This window comes from Luteimonas sp. 9C (assembly GCF_902506295.1).
GTDB lineage: Bacteria > Pseudomonadota > Gammaproteobacteria > Xanthomonadales > Xanthomonadaceae > Luteimonas.
In genome coordinates this window covers 2406252-2424836 of sequence record NZ_LR733312.1, presented here as the reverse complement: position 1 = coordinate 2424836, position 18585 = coordinate 2406252, and the positions used below count along the sequence as shown (strand labels likewise).

Sequence of the window (18585 nt, the reverse complement as noted above, 5' to 3'; positions counted from 1 at the left end):
AGCCGGTCGGCCGCCACTGATCTGCTATTTTCGTCGATCGTCTTCGTCAACGGGGAATCCGCATGCAGCGTCGTCTACGGGCCTGCGTCGTGGTGTGGCTGCTCGGTGCCGCAGGGACGCTGTGGGCCGCGCCGCCGCAGCTCGACGCGCCGGTGCATGAGGCCGAGGGCATCCGCGAGTACCGCTTCGACAACGGCCTGGCACTGGTGCTGTTTCCCGATGCCAGCAAGCCGGTGACCACGGTCAACGTGACCTACCGCGTGGGATCGCGCCACGAGGGCTACGGCGAAACCGGCATGGCGCACTTGCTCGAACACCTGGTGTTCAAGGGCACGCCGACGCACGCCGACATTCCCGGCGAGATGCGCCGCCGCGGCGTGCGCTTCAACGGCACCACGTGGCTGGACCGCACCAACTACTTCGCCAGCTTCTCCACCGATGCCGACACGCTGGACTGGGTGCTGCGCATGGAAGCCGACCGCATGGTCAATTCGCACATCGCGCGCGCGGATCTCGACAGCGAGATGACCGTCGTCCGCAACGAGATGGAGGCCGGCGAAAACAACCCGGTGCGCGCGCTGGTGCAGCGGGTGATGGGCGCGGCTTATCAATGGCACAACTACGGCAACTCGACGATCGGCGCGCGCAGCGATGTGGAGAATGTGCCGATCGACCGGCTGCAGGCGTTCTACCGGACCTGGTACCAGCCCGACAACGCGGTGCTGGTGATCGCCGGCGATTTCGATCCGGCGCAGGCACTGGCCGCGGTCGGCGCAAGCTTCGGCGCATTGCCAAAACCGGAACGGGCATTGCCGGCGACCTATACGCGCGAACCGGCGCAGGACGGCGAACGTCACGTGGTGGTGCGACGCGTGGGACGCACGCCGTATCTGGTCGCCGGTTATCACATTCCTGCAGGCCGCCACGACGACAGCGCCGCGGTGGCCGTGCTGTCGCAGGTGCTGGGCAGCACGCCGGGCGGACGCCTGCATCGCGCGCTGGTCGAAAGCGGCCGCGCGACCGGTGCATCGGCGTCGGCGCTGGCGATGAACGAGCCGAGTTACCTGACGTTCGTCGCCGAGGCGCCGGAAGGCAGCGATCTCGATGCGCTGCAGACGGACCTGCTGGCGCTGGTGGAGGACGCCGCGGCGACACCGTTCACCGATGCGGAAGTCGACGACGCGAAGCAGCGCATGCTCGCGGGCTACGCGCGCGCGCTGCGCGATCCGAATGCGGTGGGCGTGGCCCTGTCGGAAGCCATCGCACAGGGCGACTGGCGTCTGCTGCTGCGCACGCGCGACCGGATCGAAGCGGTGACCGTGGCCGATGTGGCGCGCGTGGCGCAGGCCTATCTGCGACGCGACAACCGCACCACGGGCCAGTTCCTGCCGACCGATGCGGTCGAGCGCGTGACGGTTCCGGAAGCGCCGACGGCCGACGCCGCGCTGGCCGATTTCGTGCCGCGCGCCGCGCTCGACGCCGGCGAAGCCTTCGATCCCTCGTACGCGAACATCGACGCCCGTACCAGGATCTCGACGCTGTCGAACGGCGCGAAACTCGCGGTGCTCGACAAGACCACGCGCGGCAATTCGGTGCAGGTGCGCATGCACCTGCGCCTGGGCGATGCACAGCGCCTGCACGACCGCGCCATCGCCGGGCAGACCGCCGGCGCGCTGCTGATGCGCGGCAGCGCGGGCTACGACCGGGCGGCGCTGTCGCGGCAGCTCACGTCGCTGCGCTCGACGCTGAGCGTCGGCGGAACCGCGACCACGGTGACGGTGGCCGCGACGACCGATCGCGCACACGTCGCCGCACTGCTCGATCTGGTTGCCGACGTGCTGCGCAGGCCGACGTTCCCGGACAGCGAGTTCGCCCAGCTGCGCAGCCAGCAGCTGACCGGCATCCGCGGCAGCATGAGCGAGCCGGGCGCGGTGGCGAACGAAGCGCTGTCGCAGCACTTCAATGCGTTTCCCGCGGGTCACCCCTATGCCGCGACGACGTTCGACGAACGCATCGCCCGCATCGAAGCGCTGCGCCTGGACGAGGTGCGCGCGTTCCACCGCGACTTCTACGGCATGGGCGAAGGCGCGACGATCGCGGTGGTCGGCGATGTCGATCCCGATGCCGTGCGCACACAGCTCGAAGCGCTGTTCGGCGACTGGGCGCTGCCCACGCCGTTCACGCGTATCGAAACGCCGTACCTCGCGCGCGCCGCCGTGCACGAGACGCTGCGGACCCCGGACAAGGCCAACGCGACCCTGATCGCGCGGCACGCGCTGCGCATGCGGCAGGATCACCCGGACTTCCCCGCGCTGCTGGTCGGCAACTACATCTTCGGCGGTTCGGGCATGAAGTCGCGTCTCGGCGACCGCATCCGCCAGCGCGAAGGCCTGAGCTACGGGGTGGGTTCCAACTTCTCCGCCAGCGTGTTCGACGAGGCGGGCGCATTCGGGGTCTCGGCGATCGCCGCGCCCGAGAACATGGCGCAGGTGGAAACCGCGATGCGCGAGGAACTGCAGCGCATCCGCAGCGAAGGCATCCGCCAGTCCGAACTCGACGACGCGCTCGACGGCATGCTTCGCGCGCGCCGCACCTCGCGCGCGAACGACCCCGAACTCGTCGGCATGCTCGACAGCAACCTCTACACCGGGCGTGACATGGCGTATTCGTCGGCGTTCGAGGACAAGCTGCGTGCGCTGACCCCTGAAGCCGTGCGCGCGGCGATGGCGCGGCATCTGCAGCCGGAGGCGTTGTCGGTGTTCATCGGCGGGGATTTCAAGGATTGATCGCGTAGGCGTGATCGATCGGAAAGACGACGCAGCCTCGTAGGATGGGTAGCGCGAAGCGAAACCCATCGCTGCACACAATCAATGCGGTCTGTCCGATGTCGACATGGCCGCTGCCAACGTCGATGTCATGTGTGACGTCGAGGTTTGATGGGTTTCGCTGACGCTCTACCCATCCTACGAAGGCATTGACCTCGCTACCTGCCCTCACCCGACGCGCCGTGCGCGTCAACCCCGGACCAGGTCCGGGGCAGGCGCTCTCCCAAAGGGAGAGGTGCTTTGCTCAACCCGCCGGCGTCGGCGGCGCCGGCGAGGCCATCGCTTCGAGTTCGGCGCACATCTGCGTGCGCTGCGGCGGCGTGGCCTGGGTGAACTGCGCGTTGGTCTTCTCGTGCGCGGACGCGAATTCGCCATCGAAGGTGCCGGCGTCGCCGCCCATCTTCGTGAACTCCTGGCGCAGCTGGTTTCTGGCCTGATCGAGCTGCGCATCCGAGACGTTGGGGTCGCACAGCCTCGCGGCGGCGTGCATGGCGCCCGCGATTCCGGCGATCTGGGTCAGCATCGTGCTGGCGGCGTCGCTGGTCAGCGGCGCGTCGACCGGCGGCGTGCCCGATTCAATCTGCGCCTGCGCAGCATCCGACGGTTGCGTCTGCATGTCCTCCACCGGCTGGGTCTGCGTCGCATCATCGGGTGCCGGCTGCGGCGCGGGATTGCACGCGGCGAGGCCGAACACCGCGGGCACCAGCAGGCAGGCGAAACGTCGGGTACGGGAAAGCGTCATGCGGCCATCTCCATCAGGGGAGCGGCGAGCCTAGCAAACGCGTTGCGAAGGCCCGGCGTGCCGCGTCAGGGCGTCTGCGGCGTCGCGCGGCGCGACCGGTAGGCCTGCAGATGCACCCAGGCCGCGTCGAGATGCGGCACCGCGTGACCCGCTGCGTGCGCACGTGCGCGCAGGTCGCCGATGATCTGCATCGCCTCGACCTCCTGCCCGGATTCCAGATCGCGCAGCATCGAGGCGGTGACCGTCGAGCCGGCCTTCGTCAGCAGCGTGCGCGCCTGCTGTGCGGCCTCGGCGGGAATCGCATGGCCGTCCGCGGCGGCAACCGCCAGGCACTCGTCGTGCAGCGCCGTCAGGAATGCGGTGCCGCCATCGGTCTCGACAATGCGGCCGATGCTGGCGCGCATCAGGCAGGTCGCCGCGGCCAGGGCGGCGAGGAAGGTGAACTTGTTCCAGGCGGCCTGCATGAAATGGTCGCTGCGCACTGTGTCGAAGCCGGTGGCGTCTGCACATACTGCTTCCAGCGCGCGTGTCCGTGCACTGCCGTTGTCTGCTTCGTCGCGCTCGCCGAACGTCATCGACGGTGGCGACGGCAGATGCACGACTTCGCCGTCCTCACCCTTCATCGCGCTGATGAAACACAGGCCGCCGAGTACGCGCTCAGCGCCGAAGCGCGCGTCGAGCGCGGGGTAGTGCAGCAGGCCGTTGAGGATCGGCAGCACCGCGGTGTCCGCACCGACCGCAGGCGCGATCGCCTCGATCGAACTGTCGAGGTCGTAGGCCTTGCAGCTCAGCAGCACCAGGTCGAAGGGCCGGTCCGCGGCGAGCGCGGGCAGCGCATCGGCGGTGACGTGCGCGACCGGAAACTGCGCGTCGCCGAGACCGCTGCGGATGCGCAGCCCGTCGCGTTCGAGCTGCGCCGCGCGCGCGGGCCGCACCAGAAACGTGACATCGACACCGGCCTGCGCGAGGCGACCACCGAAGTAACCACCGGTGCCGCCGGCGCCGAGAACGAGAATGCGCATGACCAGTCCTTGTACGTGTGGCGCGCGGCGTTCGCCGCGCAGGAAACCCTCAGCTGCGCAGACCGATGCCGCGCTTGAGCAGCCACAACGCCAGCGCGCCCAGTGCGATGACGAAGCTGATCATCAGCGCGAACGACACGCCCAGCGACACGTCGCTGACGCCGAGCAGGCCGTAGCGGAACGCGTTGACCATGTAGAAGATCGGGTTGGCGTGCGTCGCCGTTTCGGCCCAGCCGGGCAGCAGCGAAACCGAATAGAACACGCCGCCCAGATACGTCAGCGGGGTCAGGATGAAGATCGGGACGATGGCGACGTCGTCGAACTTCTTCGCGTAGACCGCGTTGACGAAACCGGCCAGGGCGAAGATCGTCGCGCCCAGCAGCACGGTGGCGAAGGTCACCAGCGGATGCGGAATGCGCACGGTGGTGAACAGCATCGCGATGCACAGCACGATGACGCCGACCGCGAGACCGCGCGTCACCGCGCCGATCACGTAGCCGCCGAGGATCACCCAGCTCGGCATCGGGCTGACCAGCAGTTCCTCGACGTGGCGGCCGAACTTCGCGCCGAAGAAACTCGACGAGATGTTGCCGTAGCTGTTCTGGATGACGCTCATCATCACCAGGCCCGGCACGATGAAATCCATGTAGCGGATGCCGTCCATCTCGCCGACGCGTGCGCCGATCAGGCCGCCGAAGATCAGGAAGTACAGCGTCATCGTGATCGCCGGCGGCACGAGGGTCTGGCCCCAGATGCGCAGGATGCGGACGATCTCGCGGCGCGCGATCGTGTACAGCGCGATCCAGTGGCGCTGCGTGGTGCCTTCGAGCGCGGCGACGTCGGTGGCCTTGGTGCTCATGCCGGTGTCTCCTGCTGCGCGGCGGCGTTGGGGCCGGTCATGCGCACGAACAGCTCCTCGAGGCGGTTGGACTTGGTGCGCATCGAACGCACGCGGATGCCGGCGCCGTCGAGCGTGGCGAACACGCGGTTGAGGTCCATCGCACGCGGCATGTCGAGATCCAGGGTGTGGTCGTCGGTCGCGACCAGGGTGGTGCCTTCGATCGGCGGCAGCGTCGCCGGCAGCGTGCCGTCGATGTCGAAGATGAAGCCCTCGACGTCGAGCTTCGACAGCAAGGTGCGCATCGGACCCTGCTCGACGATGATCCCGCGATCGATGATCGCCAGGTTCCGGCACAGGCTCTCGGCTTCTTCCAGGTAGTGCGTGGTCAGGATGATCGTCGTGCCGGCGGCATTGATCTCCTTGAGCGTCTGCCACATGCCGCGGCGGATTTCGATGTCGACGCCGGCCGTGGGCTCGTCGAGGATCAGCAGGCGCGGGCGCGTCATCATCGCGCGGGCGATCATCAGCCGCCGCTTCATGCCACCGGAGAGGGTGCGCGACATCGTCGTCGCCTTGTCCCACAGCTGCGCGCGCTTGAGCTCCTCTTCGGCGCGCACCATCGCCTCGGCGCGCGGGATGCCGTAGAAGCCGGCGTAGTTGACCAGGATGTCGAAGGGCTTTTCGAAGAAGTTGAAGTTGATCTCCTGAGGCACCAGGCCGATCAGCCGCATGGCGGCGTCGCGCTGGGTGTGCAGGTCGGTGCCGAACAGGCGCACCTCGCCCGAGGTCTTGTTGACCAGCGACGAGATGATGCCGATCAGCGTCGACTTGCCGGCGCCATTGGGGCCGAGCAGGGCGAAGAAGTCGCCGGGTGCGACGTCGAGCGAGATGCCCTTGAGCGCCTCGACGCCGCCGGCGTAGGTCTTGCGCAGATCGCGCACCGAAAGGGCGGCGTCGGCGTGGGAATTCGGGGACATGTCCATCGCTCATGCCGCGGATGGCGCGGCGGGGCCCGTAGTATAGGGACGGCCCACCGGCCCCGGTCGCAACGCCGCGTTGCATGCGTGGCGCCGTGCGCGGCGCGACACCGTCTGCCGGCCCGTGCACCGGGCGCCACGCGCCGACCCGCTACCATAGGCGCATCGAGTGCCCACCGGCCGCAGCCAGCGCCGGATGCTCGCCGAATCACGGACCCATTCCCGCTGTGGCCATCACGCAATTCCCCATCAAGCTCGTCTCGCGGCGCATGATCGCGCCGACCGTCGCCCACCTGTCCTTCGTCCGTGACGACGGCCAGCCGCTGGACTTCATCCCCGGCCAGTTCATCCAGATCCACTTCGAGTACGCGGACGGCACGGCGACCAAGCGCTCGTACTCGCTGGCGACGATCCACGACCACGCCATCGGTCCGGGCGAGGCGATCGACGTTGCGGTGAGCTACGTGCCCGGTGGCGCGGCGACCGCCCTGTTCGAAGGCATGGCGCTCGGCGACACCGTGCAGGCCAGCGGGCCGTTCGGACGCTTCTGCCTGATGCCCCAGGACACCAACCGCCGCTATCTGCTGGTGGGCACCGGCACCGGCGTCACCCCGTACCGGGCGATGCTGCCGCTGCTGGAGACCGCGATCGCCGAGCGCGGCGTTGAGGTCGTGCTGCTGATGGGCGCGCGGACCCCCGACGAACTGCTGTACGGCGACGACTTCCGTGCGTTCGCCGATGCACATCCGAACTTCCGCTTCGTGCCGTGCTTCTCGCGCGAACTGCCGGACGCGCCGCACGCCGACGTGCGCCACGGCTACGTGCAGCAGTTCCTCGAGGAATTCGCGCCGGGCGAGGGCGACATCGCCTACCTGTGCGGCAACCCGAACATGGTCGACGCGACGTTCGACGCGCTGAAGGGCTTCGGCCTGCCGGTGCCGCTGATCCGCCGCGAAAAATACGTCAGCAGCAAATAACGCGCGGGGCATCCGACGCAGCGCACGGCGCCGGTCGACGCAGGCCACCGCCGGTCCGGGACGGGGAAACGGGGATGGACACCGCGGTGCACACGACACAGGCCCCCGAGATCGCGGCGCTGATGCCACCGGCGCCCGCCGTCGCGCCGGCGCCACCGCCCGGGTGGCGGCGCGCGCTGCCGGCGGTCCGCGGCTTCCTCGGCGGGGGCGTGATCGGCGCCGTCGCGGCGTGGCTCGGCCTGCCGCTGCTGCAGTCACTGCCGCCCTCAGCGGGGTTCGCGGTGCTGGCCGGCTTCTTCCTGTCGCTGTGGCCGCACATCGTCGTGCACGAGGCCGGGCACGCGGTGGCCGGGCTGTCGCGCGGCATGCAGGCGATCGCCTTCGGCGTGGGGCCGGTACGCTGCGAGCGCGGTGGCGACGACCGTTGGCGCTGGCGCAACGGCGGCAGCATCCGCGGGATCGGGGGATTCGCGGCACTGCTGCCGCGGGGCACGCGCGGCCTGGGCCGGGTCGACCAGATGGTGTTCCTGATCGGCGGACCGCTGGCGAACCTGCTGACCGCGGCGCTGCTGGCCGGCCTGGTGGCGTGGCTGCCGATGCCGGGCTGGCTGACCGGCACCCTGATCGGTGCGGCGCTGGGCGCGGCGACGCTGGGCCTCGGCAATCTCGTCCCGTTGCATCTGCAGGGGTGGCGCTCGGACGGTCGCGGTCTGCTCGACCTGCTGCGCCGGACACCCGATGCGGCCCTACAGCTGCAGATCAACCAGCTGATCGCGCTGAGCCTGGCCGGGGTACGCCCGCGCGACTGGCCGTCCACCGCCCTGCCGCCCGACGACGGCGCGGTCGCCATCACCGGCCTGCGGCAGTCGGCACGGATGCTGCGCCTGGCGCGCGCGGTCGATGCACGGGATGCCGACGGCGCGCGCCCCGACGCGCAGGCGCTGACCGCGACGTTCGCCACCGCGCCACCGGTCTTCCAGAGCGCCATGGCCGTCGCGCTCGCCAGCCATGCCGCCCTGCTGGTCGGAGATCGCGCGCTGGTCGCCGCCTGGCGGCTGCGCTGCGAGGGCGGGCTGATGGATCTCTCGCCGTACCGCGCGTGGCTGGATGCGGAAATCGCCCGGCTGGACGGCGACGACGCGGCGGTCGGCGTGCACGTCGGGCAGGCACGTGCGCTGGCACCGCGCATTCCTGACGCGGCCAGCCGACTGGTGTTCGAGGAGCGCCTGGACGCGCTGGCGTAGGGCGCGGAAGGGCGCGCGCCACGCGCGTCAGCCGTTCGGCACGAGGCACAGCGGCGCGGGGTCGATCCGGTGTCAAGGGTGCTTGACAGGCTTGGGATGATCCCGGATGCTCGCTGTCAAGCTCACTTGACACCTGGACACGCCATGCCGCGCTCCCGACTCTTCTCCGGTCTGGCCCTGGGCCTGATCGGCGCCACCATCGGCGTGCGGTTCGGCCTGTCCCATCTGCCGGCCTGGGTGCCTCTGCTGATGCTGCTCGGCGGCCTGGGCCTCGTGGCCGCGGCAGCGCTGTCCGCGGAGCAGCGTTGCGCGACCGCCTCTGGACCGGTGCAGCGCCGCTACACGCGGGAGCTGCTGCTCGGCATGGGCGCCTACGCAGGGTTGCTGATCGTCTCGCTGCTGCTGCTGCGGCAGGTCGAGACGCCGCCCCTGCGCGCGGTCATCGCCCTGCTGCCGATCCTGCCGATCGCGCTCGTGCTGCGCGCGATGGTGCGCTTCATCCGCGGCGTCGACGAACTGCAGCAACGCATCGAGCTCGAGGCGGTCTGCATCGCGGCGGCGCTGGTGTCCTTCGGCTACATGACCGCCGGCTTCCTGCAGGCCGCGCGGGTCATCGACGTGCCGGCGAGCGCGGCGATGCTGTGGGTGTTCCCGCTGGTGTGCGGGACCTACGGATTCGCGAAATCCGTCGTCGCGCGGCGCTACGGATGAGGCCGCGGTCGTGAGGAGCCGGGTGCGCGAACTGCGCGAGGCCTGCGGTTGGTCACAAGCACAGCTGGGCGAACGTCTGGATGTATCGAGACAGACGATCAACGCGATCGAAACCGGGAAGTACGATCCCAGCCTGCCGCTGGCGTTCCGGATCGCACGCGAGTTCGCCGAGCCCATCGAATCCATTTTCCTGTTCGAGGACGTTCCATGAGAGCAACGAGGCTTTCCCTGCTGGCGCTGGCTGCGGGCGCGGCGCTCGCCGGCTGCAGCGGCGGCGCACCGGCGCCCGCCGGCGGCGACGACGCACGCCCGACGCGCATGTTCGGCCAGATCCCGTTCCATGCCTGCACGCTCGACGGCGGCAACGCCGCCACGCGCGTCGAGGCGCAGTGCGCGACCTTCGAGGTGCCGGAGAATCCGGACGCCCCGCAGGGTCGCCAGATCGGCCTCGACATCGCCTGGCTGCCGGCCGACGCCAGCGACGGCGGCACCGCCGATCCGGTGTTCTTCCTCGCCGGCGGGCCCGGCCAGGCGGCGACCGAACTGGCCGCACAGATCAACGCCGGCCTGCGCGAGGTGCGCCGCCAGCGCGACATCGTGCTGGTCGACCAGCGCGGCACCGGCGATTCGAACCCGCTCACCTGTACCGGCGCCGATGGCGAACCGCTCGACCTGGACGCCGTCGCCCTGCCCAGCGACGACGTGCTCGACGACTACGTATCGCGTTGCCTCGCCGGACTGGACGGGCGCGCCGATCCACGCTTCTACACGACCGGCAATGCGATCCGCGATCTCGACACCGTGCGCGCAGCGCTGGGCGCCGAGCAGATCAACCTGGTCGGCGGCTCCTACGGCACGCGCGTCGCGCAGCAGTATGCGATGGCGTATCCGCAGCACACGCGCAGCATCGTGCTCGACGGCGTCGCGCCCAACGACCTGGTGATCGGGGGCGAGTTCGCGCACACCTTCGAAGACGCGCTGGCGCTGCAGTCGAAGCAGTGTGCGCAGGACGCCAGGTGCCGCGAGCGCTTCCCGACTGATCTGCAGGCGCAGTTGCGCGGTGTGCTGGACACGCTGCGGGTCGCGCCCGCCACGGTGACCTACCGCGATCCGACCACCGGCGCCGAAGCGCAGGGCACGATCACGCCCGACACCGTCACCGGCCTGGCGTTCCTGTTCTCCTACCAGCCGCAGACCGCATCGCTGCTGCCACTGATGCTCGACGAGGCCGCGCAGGGCCGCTACGGCCCGCTGATGTCGCTGTACCAGCTGATGAACAGCAGCTTCGGCGGCTCGATGACCCGCGGCATGCAGTGGTCGGTGATCTGCGCCGAGGACGCGGACCGCTATCGCGAGGATGGGCGCGCGACCGGCACGATTCTCGGGCCGGACGTCGCCCGCATGTTCTTCGGCGCCTGTCGCACCTGGCCGACCGGCACGCCGCCGGCGAATCACACCGCGGCGCTGCAGACCGACGTGCCGGCCCTGCTGATGTCGGGCGAACTGGACCCGGTCACGCCGCCCGCGTATGCCGAGCGCGTGCTGGCCGGCCTGCCGAACGGCCGGCACCTCGTGTTCAAGGGTCAGAGCCACGGCACGTTCGCGCTGGGCTGCGCGCCCAAGCTGCTCGCGCAGTTCATCGAGACCACCGATGCCAAGGCGCTCGATGCCACGTGTCTCGATGCGATGCGTGCGGTGCCGCCGTTCACCAGCTTCAACGGGTGGTCGCCGTGACCGCGCCGCGCCAGTCGACTTCTTTCTTTCTTCCGGAGCTCCGCCGATGATCACGGCCCAGCAACTGCACAAGGCGTTCAAGACGAAGACCGGGACGGTCAAAGCGGTCGATGGCGTCGACTTCGTCGCCGAGGACGGCCGCATCACCGGCCTGCTCGGCCCCAACGGCGCCGGCAAGACGACGACGCTGCGCATGCTCTACACGCTGATGAAGCCCGACAGCGGCCAGGTCCTGGTCGACGGCATCGACGCGGCGCAGGATCCGGCCGCGGTGCGCCGCGTGCTCGGCGTGCTGCCCGATGCGCGCGGCGTCTACAAGCGCCTGACCGCACGCGAGAACATCCGCTACTTCGGCGAGCTGCATGGTCTGACGAAGGCCGAAATCAGCGAGCGCACGCGGGTGCTCAGCGAACAGCTCGACATGGGCGAGATCCTGGACCGCCAGACCGAAGGCTTCAGCCAGGGTCAGCGCACCAAGACCGCGATCGCCCGCGCGCTGGTGCACGACCCGCGCAACGTCATCCTCGACGAGCCGACCAACGGCCTGGACGTGATGACGACGCGCGCGATGCGCGAGTTCCTGTTCAAGCTGCGCGACGACGGCCGCTGCGTGATCTTCTCCAGCCACATCATGCAGGAGGTCGCCGCGCTGTGTGACCGCATCGTCATCATCGCCAAGGGCCGCGTGGTGGCCGACGGCACCGCCGACGAACTGCGCGCGCGTTTCGGCAAGGAGAACCTGGAGGACGCGTTCGTCAGTGCGATCGGTTCCGAGGAGGGTCTGCTGGCATGACCTCGAACCTGGGATGGATGTGGTGCGTGGTGCGCAAGGAGCTGCTCGACATCGCGCGCGACCGGCGCACGTTGTTCATGGCGCTGCTGCTCGGCCCGCTGATGTATCCGCTGCTGATGCTGGGCATGAACTTCATGGCCGAGAAGCGCATGAAGACCGAGATGGACCGCGTGCTGGAGGTGCCCGTGATCGGCGCCGAACACGCGCCGAACCTCGTCGCGCATCTGGCGACGCTCGGCATCCAGGCGGTCGATGCACCGGCGGACCTGGAGGCGTCGATCGCCGGGCAGGAGATCGACGTGGCGATCGAGATCCCGGCGAGCTTCGCCGAGGACTGGCACGCCGGCCGGCCGGCGACCGTCGAGATCATCAGCGACAGTACGCGCCGCAACGCCGAGACGCCGACGCGCCGCGTGCGCACCGCGATCGCGGCCTACGGCCAGCAGGTCGGCGCGCTGCGCCTGCTTGCCCGCGGCATCGACCCGTCGGTGGTGCAGCCGGTCGCGGTGGGCACGCGCGACACGGCGAGCGAAGAAGCCAAGCGCGGCATCATGCTGGCGATCCTGCTGCCGTACCTGCTGATCCTGTCGAGCTTCATCGGCGGCTCGTACCTGATCCTCGATGCCACCGCGGGTGAGCGCGAACGCCAGTCGCTGGAACCATTGCTGGCCACGCCGGCCTCGCGCGGGGCGATCGTCAGCGGCAAGATCGCGGCGGCCTGCATCATCGGCATGTGTTCACTGCTGCTCACCCTGCTCGCGTTCAAGGTCAGCGCGCAGATGGGCGGCGGCTCGGCGCGGATGCTCGACGTGAGCTTCATGGCGATCGGCAAGATGCTGCTGGTGCTGCTGCCGATGCTGTTCGTCGGCACCTCGCTGCTGACGTTCCTCGCCGCGACGGCCAAGAGCATGAAGGAAGCCCAGAGCCACATCGTCTGGCTGATGCTGCTGCCGATGGTCCCGAGCTTCGTGTTGATGATCAACCCGATCAAGACCGAGCTGTGGCAGTTCGCGGTGCCGTTCCTCGCCCAGAACCAGCTGCTGCTGAAGATCATCCGCGCCGAGCCGATCGCACCCGACGTGTGGGGCGTCTATCTGGGTGCGAGTCTCGCGCTGGCGGCCGCACTCTGGCTGCTGGCGGTGTGGCGCTACGGACAGGAAAAACTGGCGGTCGCGAGCTGACGCGCGTCGCCCCGCCTTCGCGCAGAAAGCCCGGCTTCGGCCGGGTTTTTTGCGTTGGTGGCGGTGGGTTGCGGCGCCACCGTGAACATGCGCGTCGCAGCGCGGCGGTCACCGCTCCGAGTGCCCGGCATCCTGGTGATCGCGCCGTACGAACAGGTCGGGCTGGATCAGTTCGATGAACGCCCGCGCCTGGGGTGACAGCACCTTGCCCTTGCGCACCACCACGCCGTAACTGCGGGCGGGAAACCACGCCGACACCGGCCGGGTCGCCAGTCGCGCGCTGTCGGTGTCGTCGAGACAGATCGAGCTGACGATCGAAATGCCCATGCCCATCGCGACGTACTGCTTGATGACCTCCCACCCGCCGACCTCCAGCGCCACGGTGTAGGGCACGCGGGCCTGCTGGAACACCTGGTCGACGAGGCGGTAGGTGATCTGGCGCTTGGGCGGGAGGATCAGGCCGTAGCGGCCGATCTCCTCCAGCGAGAGCCGCTTCGCGCGGGCGAGCGCATGGTCGGGCGGGGTCAGCAGGATCGGGTCGAAGCGGTAGACCGGCGCATAGCTCAGGTCGCCCGGTACATCGACCATCGAGCCGACCACCAGATCCACGGCGTCGCTGCGCAGCAGGTCGGTGCCGTCGGCGGTGATCGCGTCCTGCAAGGTCAGGCGCACGTCCGGATGCTGGCGGCGGAACAGGTCCACGATCCGCGGCAGCAGGTAGAGGATGGTCGAGCTGTTGGCCGCGACCGTCAGTTCGCCGGCATCGAGTCCGCCCACTTCGCGCCGGAACGCCGCCGGCAGGCCGTCGAGCCCTTCGACCAGGGGCACCGCCAGTGCGTAGAGCGCCTCGCCTGCGCGCGTGGGTACCAGACGCCGGCCGCTGCGCTCCAGCAGCTTGACTCCCAGCTCGCGTTCCAGCGCCTGCAGTTGCAGCGAAATCGCAGGCTGGCTGACGTACAGCGCCTCCGCCGCGCGTGAGACCGAGCCCAGCCGCGTGGTCTGGCAGAACGCCCGCAGCGGTTTGAGTCGATCGCTCTTGTACGGAAACCTGAGGTCTGGCGGGGACTTGGCAGGCATTCGGACGCTCGTATAAGTCCAGCTGATGATAGGCATTGACAGAACTCGGTTGTCAAATACCCGCCTTGGGAGGACGGTCTGCTGCACCGCAATAACGCCGCTGCACGCGAAAGGACCGCTCCTGTGAATGCCGTCATCAAGCCAGTCCCGCCTCTCGACGATCCGCGCATCGTCACCCCTGCCGGCGCCCCGGCCGACCTGCTGGACGCCACCGCGCTGACGTTCCTGGCGGATCTGCACGACCGCTTCGACGCCCGCAGGCTGGACCTGCTGGCCGCGCGCCGGACCCGGCAGGCCGCGTTCGACGCCGGCGACCTGCCCGACTTCCGCGCCGGGACGCGGTCGATCCGGGAATCGGACTGGCACGTGGCGCCACTGCCGGCCGCGCTGCGCGACCGGCGGGTCGAGATCACCGGCCCGGTCGATCCGAAGATGGTCATCAATGCGCTGAACTCGGGCGCGAACTGCTACATGGCCGATTTCGAGGACTCGACGTCGCCGACCTGGGACACCTTGCTGCGCGGCCAGCGCGCGTTGCGCGAGGCCATCGACGGCACGCTGGCGTTCACCTCGCCGGCCGGCAAGCGCTACACGCTCAGGCCCGAGGACCAGCGCGCGGTGCTGATCGTGCGCCCGCGCGGCTGGCATCTCGACGAGAAGCACGTGTGCATCGACGGCGCGCCGATGGCGGGCGCACTGTTCGACGCCGGCCTGTTCGCCTTCCACAACGCGCATGCGCTGGCAGCGAAGGACCGCGGCCCGTATTTCTACATTCCCAAGCTGCAGTCCATGGAGGAGGCGCAGCTCTGGGACGACGTGCTGGGCCACGTCGAGCGCACGCTGGGACTGGCGGCCGGGCAGATCCGGGTGACGGTGCTCATCGAAACCCTGCCCGCGGCGTTCGAGATGGACGAGATCCTGCACACGCTCAGAGGCCGGATCGCCGGCCTCAACTGCGGGCGCTGGGATTACATCTTTTCCTATCTCAAGACCTTCCGCCGGCATCGCGACCGCGTGCTGCCCGAGCGCGCGCAGGTCACGATGACCCAGCCGTTCCTGAAGGCGTATTCGGAACTGCTGGTGCAGACCTGCCACCGCCGGGGCGCACATGCGATGGGCGGCATGGCCGCGCAGATCCCGATCGCCGGCGACGCCGCCGCCAACGACGCCGCGATGGCGCGCGTGCGTGCCGACAAGCTGCGCGAAGTCACGGCCGGCCATGACGGCACCTGGGTCGCGCACCCCGCACTGATCCCGCTGGCGAAGCAGATCTTCGACGAGCGCATGCGCGGCCCGCACCAGCACGCGATGACGCGCGACGACGTGCTGGTCGACCGCGACGATCTGATCGCACCGTCGATCGGCACGATCAGCCGCGCCGGGTTCGACGGCAATGTCGAGGTCTGCGTGCGTTACATCGCCGCCTGGCTCGACGGCAACGGCTGCGTGCCGATCCACCACATGATGGAAGACGCCGCGACCGCCGAGATCGCACGCGCGCAGCTCTGGCAATGGCTCCATTACGCAGACGACGGCCATGCGCCGCTGCATCTCGACGACGGCACCGCGATCGACGACGCGCTGCTCGATCGTGTGCTGCTGTCGCTGCCCTCCAGGCTCGCCGGACAGGACCTTCCCGGCGCGGCGCGTGTCGCCGAGGCCATCGCCCTGCTCGAAAACCTCACCCAGCGCCAGACCCTCGAAGACTTCCTGACGGTGCCGGCTTACGCGCACCTCGACTGACGCGTCCGCCGCCGCCCCATCGCCCGACATCACATCGCAAAGGAGTTCGACCATGAGCACCCGCCAGCAACAGATCGACGCCCTGCACCAGGACTGGAGCACCCATCCGCGCTGGAACGGCATCCAGCGGCCGTATGCCGCTGCCGACGTCGTGCGCCTGCGCGGCAGCGTGCAGCCCGAACACACGCTCGCCAAGCGCGGCGCCGAGAAGCTGTGGGACCTCGTCAACGGCGACGCGAAGAAGGGCTACGTCAACGCATTCGGCGCGATCAGCGCAGGGCAGGCGATGCAGCAGGCCAAGGCCGGTCTGGAAGCGGTGTACCTGTCCGGCTGGCAGGTCGCTGCCGACGGCAACAGTTCCGAGACCATGTACCCGGACCAGTCGCTCTACGCCTACGACTCGGTGCCGACGATGGTCCGCCGCATCAACAACACCTTCCAGCGCGCCGATGAGATCCAGTGGAAGAACATCGCCGACGGCAAGCTCGACGAGCGTGATGCGATCGATTTCTTCCTGCCGATCGTCGCCGACGGCGAAGCCGGGTTCGGCGGCGTGCTCAATGCGTACGAGCTGATGAAGAACATGCTCGTCGCCGGCGCCGCGGGCGTGCATTTCGAGGACCAGCTGGCCGCGGTCAAGAAATGCGGCCACATGGGCGGCAAGGTGCTGGTGCCCACCCAGGAAGCCGTGCAGAAGCTCGTCGCCGCGCGTCTGGCCGCGGACGTGCTCGGCGTGCCGGCGATCGTGCTCGCGCGCACCGATGCCGAAGCCGCGAACCTGCTGACCTCCGACTTCGACGCCAACGACGCGCCCTTCGTCACCGGCGAGCGCACCGCGGAAGGGTTCTACAAGGTGCGCAACGGCCTGGAGCAGGCGATCAGCCGCGGCGTTGCCTACGCGCCCTACGCGGATCTGGTGTGGTGCGAGACCGGCACGCCCGACATCGGCTTCGCCCGCGAATTCGCCCAGGCCGTGCACGCCAAGAGCCCCGGCAAGCTGCTGAGCTACAACTGCTCGCCGAGCTTCAACTGGAAGAAGAACCTCGACGACCGCCAGATCGCGAGCTTCCAGGACGACCTCGCCGCGCTGGGTTACAGGTTCCAGTTCATCACCCTGGCGGGCATCCACATCAACTGGTTCAACAGCTTCCAGTTCGCCCACGACTACGCGCGCGGCGAAGGCATGAAGCACTACGTCGAGCAGGTGCAGGAACGCGAATTCGCCGCGCGCGACAAGGGCTACACCTTCGTCTCGCACCAGCAGGAAGTCGGTGCGGGCTACTTCGACGACGTGACCACGGTGATCCAGGGCGGCAGCTCGAGCGTCACCGCGCTGACGGGATCGACGGAAGAAGAACAGTTCTATGACACCAAGGCGGCCTGATACGCGCTGAGCGGCGCCGTTGCGGCGGTTCCCGGATGCAGGCGGGAGCCGCGCGCAGCGGCGCGCGAATTGGCATACGCTGCGGTCACCGACCCATCGAGGTGCGTGCCATGTGGACGAAGACCGCATTACCGCTGCTTCTTGTGCTGCTGGCGTCCAGCGTGGGCGCGACCGATCACATCGACGCGCAACGTGACGCGAGCGCGATCCGGAGCCAGCAGGCCGACATCCGGCGCGATGTCGTCGCGGCCACGCCGCGCTACGCGCACCTGGACGTTGCGTCGCGCACCGAGCTGCTGGGTCTCCAGGACCGTGTCGACGGCTTGCTCAAAAACGTCGACAGCACCGCGAACCTGTCCGAACGGCGCCAGATCGAACTGTTCAACGCGCTGGAGTCGATCTCCGCCCTCGTCAACAACGATCCCGGCGGCCGGCTCGAATGCTGGCGCGAACGCCCGGTCGGGACGTCGCAGGCCGAGACCCGGTGCAGCACCGCGCGTGGACTGCAGGCGCAGAACCGGACGTACCAGCGGGTGTGGAAGCGCGCGGGGCAGCGATAAGCGGTTCCGGACACGGCTGGCGTTCCCCACGTAGCCACTGCAACTGAATACGGAAGCGGGCCGCCCAGGCGGGTTGGAGGGGGAAAGCGCACGGAAATTCTCCGTAGAACGCCACACTCCGACTATCGAAATCGTGTCCGGATCTCTTAGCCTGCATGCTTGGACGACCCTTTCATGCAGGAGCAGACCCATGCGTATGTCACACACGATTCTTCTTTCGATGGCTTTCAGCGGCTTGGCCGCCGGCCTGCCGGCCTTGGCTTCCGACACACCTCCGAATGCTCCGGTCGAAACGCTCGCAACCGAAGCGGCATCGCACCAGGCAAGCGCAGCCGCTCAGCCCGCGGAAGACCGCATGGTCTGCACGCGCGAAAAGCCCATCGGGAGCAATTACACGAAGCGCGTCTGTCGCAAGGCTTCGGAGATGCAGACGTTGCGTGGCGACACGCAGGACGCGTTCCGCAACAACACCCGCGCGACGGGACAGTTCTTCGAGCCCTGAGGCTGCACGCGGCGACACGCGCGTCGAGCGCCAGAGCAGACGTGTCGGCGCCCGGCTGAAGATCCACCGCGGCGCTCACGCCGCGGTGGCACTGGTTACTTCCGTACGTCCTGCGTATGCGACTTCAACGCATTCGCCAGCCCCGGTACGCCATCGGCGCCGGTCGGCACAGTGATGCTCGAACCCGCGAACTCGTCGCCGATCGGCTGCGCGCGGTGACGGCGCAGGGTCGATGTCCCCCAGCTTGCGCGCTGCAGGCGGCGCGATGGGGT

At 69.0% G+C, this 18585-nt stretch carries 17 protein-coding genes; 12 read left to right on the top strand and 5 right to left on the bottom strand.

Annotated elements, in window-relative coordinates:
• The first annotated feature begins 62 nt into the window (after positions 1-62).
• A complete protein-coding gene (locus CURTO8I2_RS11080; RefSeq protein ID WP_159681129.1) occupies positions 63-2786 on the top strand; it encodes a pitrilysin family protein in 2724 nt (907 codons plus the stop codon).
• A 283-nt stretch (positions 2787-3069) separates the two neighbouring features.
• On the opposite strand, the gene CURTO8I2_RS11075 is transcribed toward CURTO8I2_RS11080, so the two are convergent.
• The 4 genes from CURTO8I2_RS11075 to CURTO8I2_RS11060 all read right to left on the bottom strand — a co-directional run bounded on the left by CURTO8I2_RS11075 (position 3070) and on the right by CURTO8I2_RS11060 (position 6407).
• Positions 3070-3567 carry a hypothetical protein gene (locus CURTO8I2_RS11075; protein ID WP_159681128.1) on the bottom strand — a complete coding sequence of 166 codons (498 nt, stop codon included), beginning with the start codon at positions 3565-3567 and terminating at the stop codon, positions 3070-3072.
• Between the two features lie 65 nt (positions 3568-3632).
• Positions 3633-4589 carry a 2-dehydropantoate 2-reductase gene (panE, locus tag CURTO8I2_RS11070; protein WP_159681127.1) on the bottom strand — a complete coding sequence of 319 codons (957 nt, stop codon included), beginning with the start codon at positions 4587-4589 and terminating at the stop codon, positions 3633-3635.
• A gap of 49 nt (positions 4590-4638) precedes the next feature.
• Positions 4639-5448: an ABC transporter permease gene (locus tag CURTO8I2_RS11065; protein ID WP_159681126.1), complete on the bottom strand. Its 810-nt coding sequence runs from the start codon at positions 5446-5448 to the stop codon at positions 4639-4641.
• The gene (locus CURTO8I2_RS11060; protein WP_159681125.1) at positions 5445-6407 is read right to left on the bottom strand and encodes an ABC transporter ATP-binding protein; all 963 of its coding nucleotides are present in this window, start codon (positions 6405-6407) and stop codon (positions 5445-5447) included. The genes CURTO8I2_RS11065 and CURTO8I2_RS11060 overlap by 4 nt, the downstream gene beginning before the upstream one ends.
• Positions 6408-6634: 227 nt before the next feature.
• Between CURTO8I2_RS11060 and CURTO8I2_RS11055 the strand changes: the two genes are divergently transcribed.
• From CURTO8I2_RS11055 to CURTO8I2_RS11025, 7 genes are all read left to right on the top strand, one after another.
• On the top strand, positions 6635-7384 hold the full coding sequence (locus CURTO8I2_RS11055; RefSeq protein WP_255475788.1) for a ferredoxin--NADP reductase: 750 nt from the start codon (positions 6635-6637) through the stop codon (positions 7382-7384).
• Positions 7385-7470: 86 nt separating this feature from the next.
• Positions 7471-8628: a site-2 protease family protein gene (locus CURTO8I2_RS11050; RefSeq protein WP_159681123.1), complete on the top strand. Its 1158-nt coding sequence runs from the start codon at positions 7471-7473 to the stop codon at positions 8626-8628.
• Between the two features lie 144 nt (positions 8629-8772).
• Positions 8773-9339, top strand: a complete 567-nt coding sequence (locus CURTO8I2_RS11045; RefSeq protein ID WP_159681122.1) for a hypothetical protein — start codon at positions 8773-8775, stop codon at positions 9337-9339.
• A 10-nt stretch (positions 9340-9349) separates the two neighbouring features.
• On the top strand, positions 9350-9550 hold the full coding sequence (locus CURTO8I2_RS11040; RefSeq protein ID WP_159681121.1) for a helix-turn-helix transcriptional regulator: 201 nt from the start codon (positions 9350-9352) through the stop codon (positions 9548-9550).
• Positions 9547-11073 carry an alpha/beta hydrolase gene (locus CURTO8I2_RS11035; RefSeq protein ID WP_159681120.1) on the top strand — a complete coding sequence of 509 codons (1527 nt, stop codon included), beginning with the start codon at positions 9547-9549 and terminating at the stop codon, positions 11071-11073. The genes CURTO8I2_RS11040 and CURTO8I2_RS11035 overlap by 4 nt, the downstream gene beginning before the upstream one ends.
• A gap of 46 nt (positions 11074-11119) precedes the next feature.
• A complete protein-coding gene (locus CURTO8I2_RS11030; protein ID WP_159681119.1) occupies positions 11120-11866 on the top strand; it encodes an ATP-binding cassette domain-containing protein in 747 nt (248 codons plus the stop codon).
• The gene (locus CURTO8I2_RS11025; protein WP_159681118.1) at positions 11863-13047 is read left to right on the top strand and encodes an ABC transporter permease; all 1185 of its coding nucleotides are present in this window, start codon (positions 11863-11865) and stop codon (positions 13045-13047) included. Before CURTO8I2_RS11030 ends, CURTO8I2_RS11025 begins: the two co-directional genes overlap by 4 nt.
• Before the next feature lie 108 nt (positions 13048-13155).
• Here the strand turns inward: CURTO8I2_RS11025 and CURTO8I2_RS11020 are convergent, their stop codons facing one another.
• Positions 13156-14124, bottom strand: coding sequence for a LysR family transcriptional regulator (locus CURTO8I2_RS11020; protein ID WP_159681117.1), 969 nt, complete (start codon positions 14122-14124; stop codon positions 13156-13158).
• Between the two features lie 123 nt (positions 14125-14247).
• On the opposite strand from CURTO8I2_RS11020, the gene aceB reads away from it, so the two are divergent.
• From aceB to CURTO8I2_RS11000, 4 genes are all read left to right on the top strand, one after another.
• Positions 14248-15867: a malate synthase A gene (gene aceB / locus CURTO8I2_RS11015; protein WP_159681116.1), complete on the top strand. Its 1620-nt coding sequence runs from the start codon at positions 14248-14250 to the stop codon at positions 15865-15867.
• A 52-nt stretch (positions 15868-15919) separates the two neighbouring features.
• Positions 15920-17251, top strand: coding sequence for an isocitrate lyase (aceA, locus tag CURTO8I2_RS11010; RefSeq protein WP_159681115.1), 1332 nt, complete (start codon positions 15920-15922; stop codon positions 17249-17251).
• Positions 17252-17286: 35 nt separating this feature from the next.
• Complete coding sequence (locus tag CURTO8I2_RS11005; RefSeq protein ID WP_236551083.1) at positions 17287-17811, top strand: hypothetical protein; 525 nt, start codon at positions 17287-17289, stop codon at positions 17809-17811.
• Between the two features lie 190 nt (positions 17812-18001).
• The gene (locus CURTO8I2_RS11000; RefSeq protein ID WP_159681113.1) at positions 18002-18313 is read left to right on the top strand and encodes a hypothetical protein; all 312 of its coding nucleotides are present in this window, start codon (positions 18002-18004) and stop codon (positions 18311-18313) included.
• Positions 18314-18585: the final 272 nt, after the last annotated feature.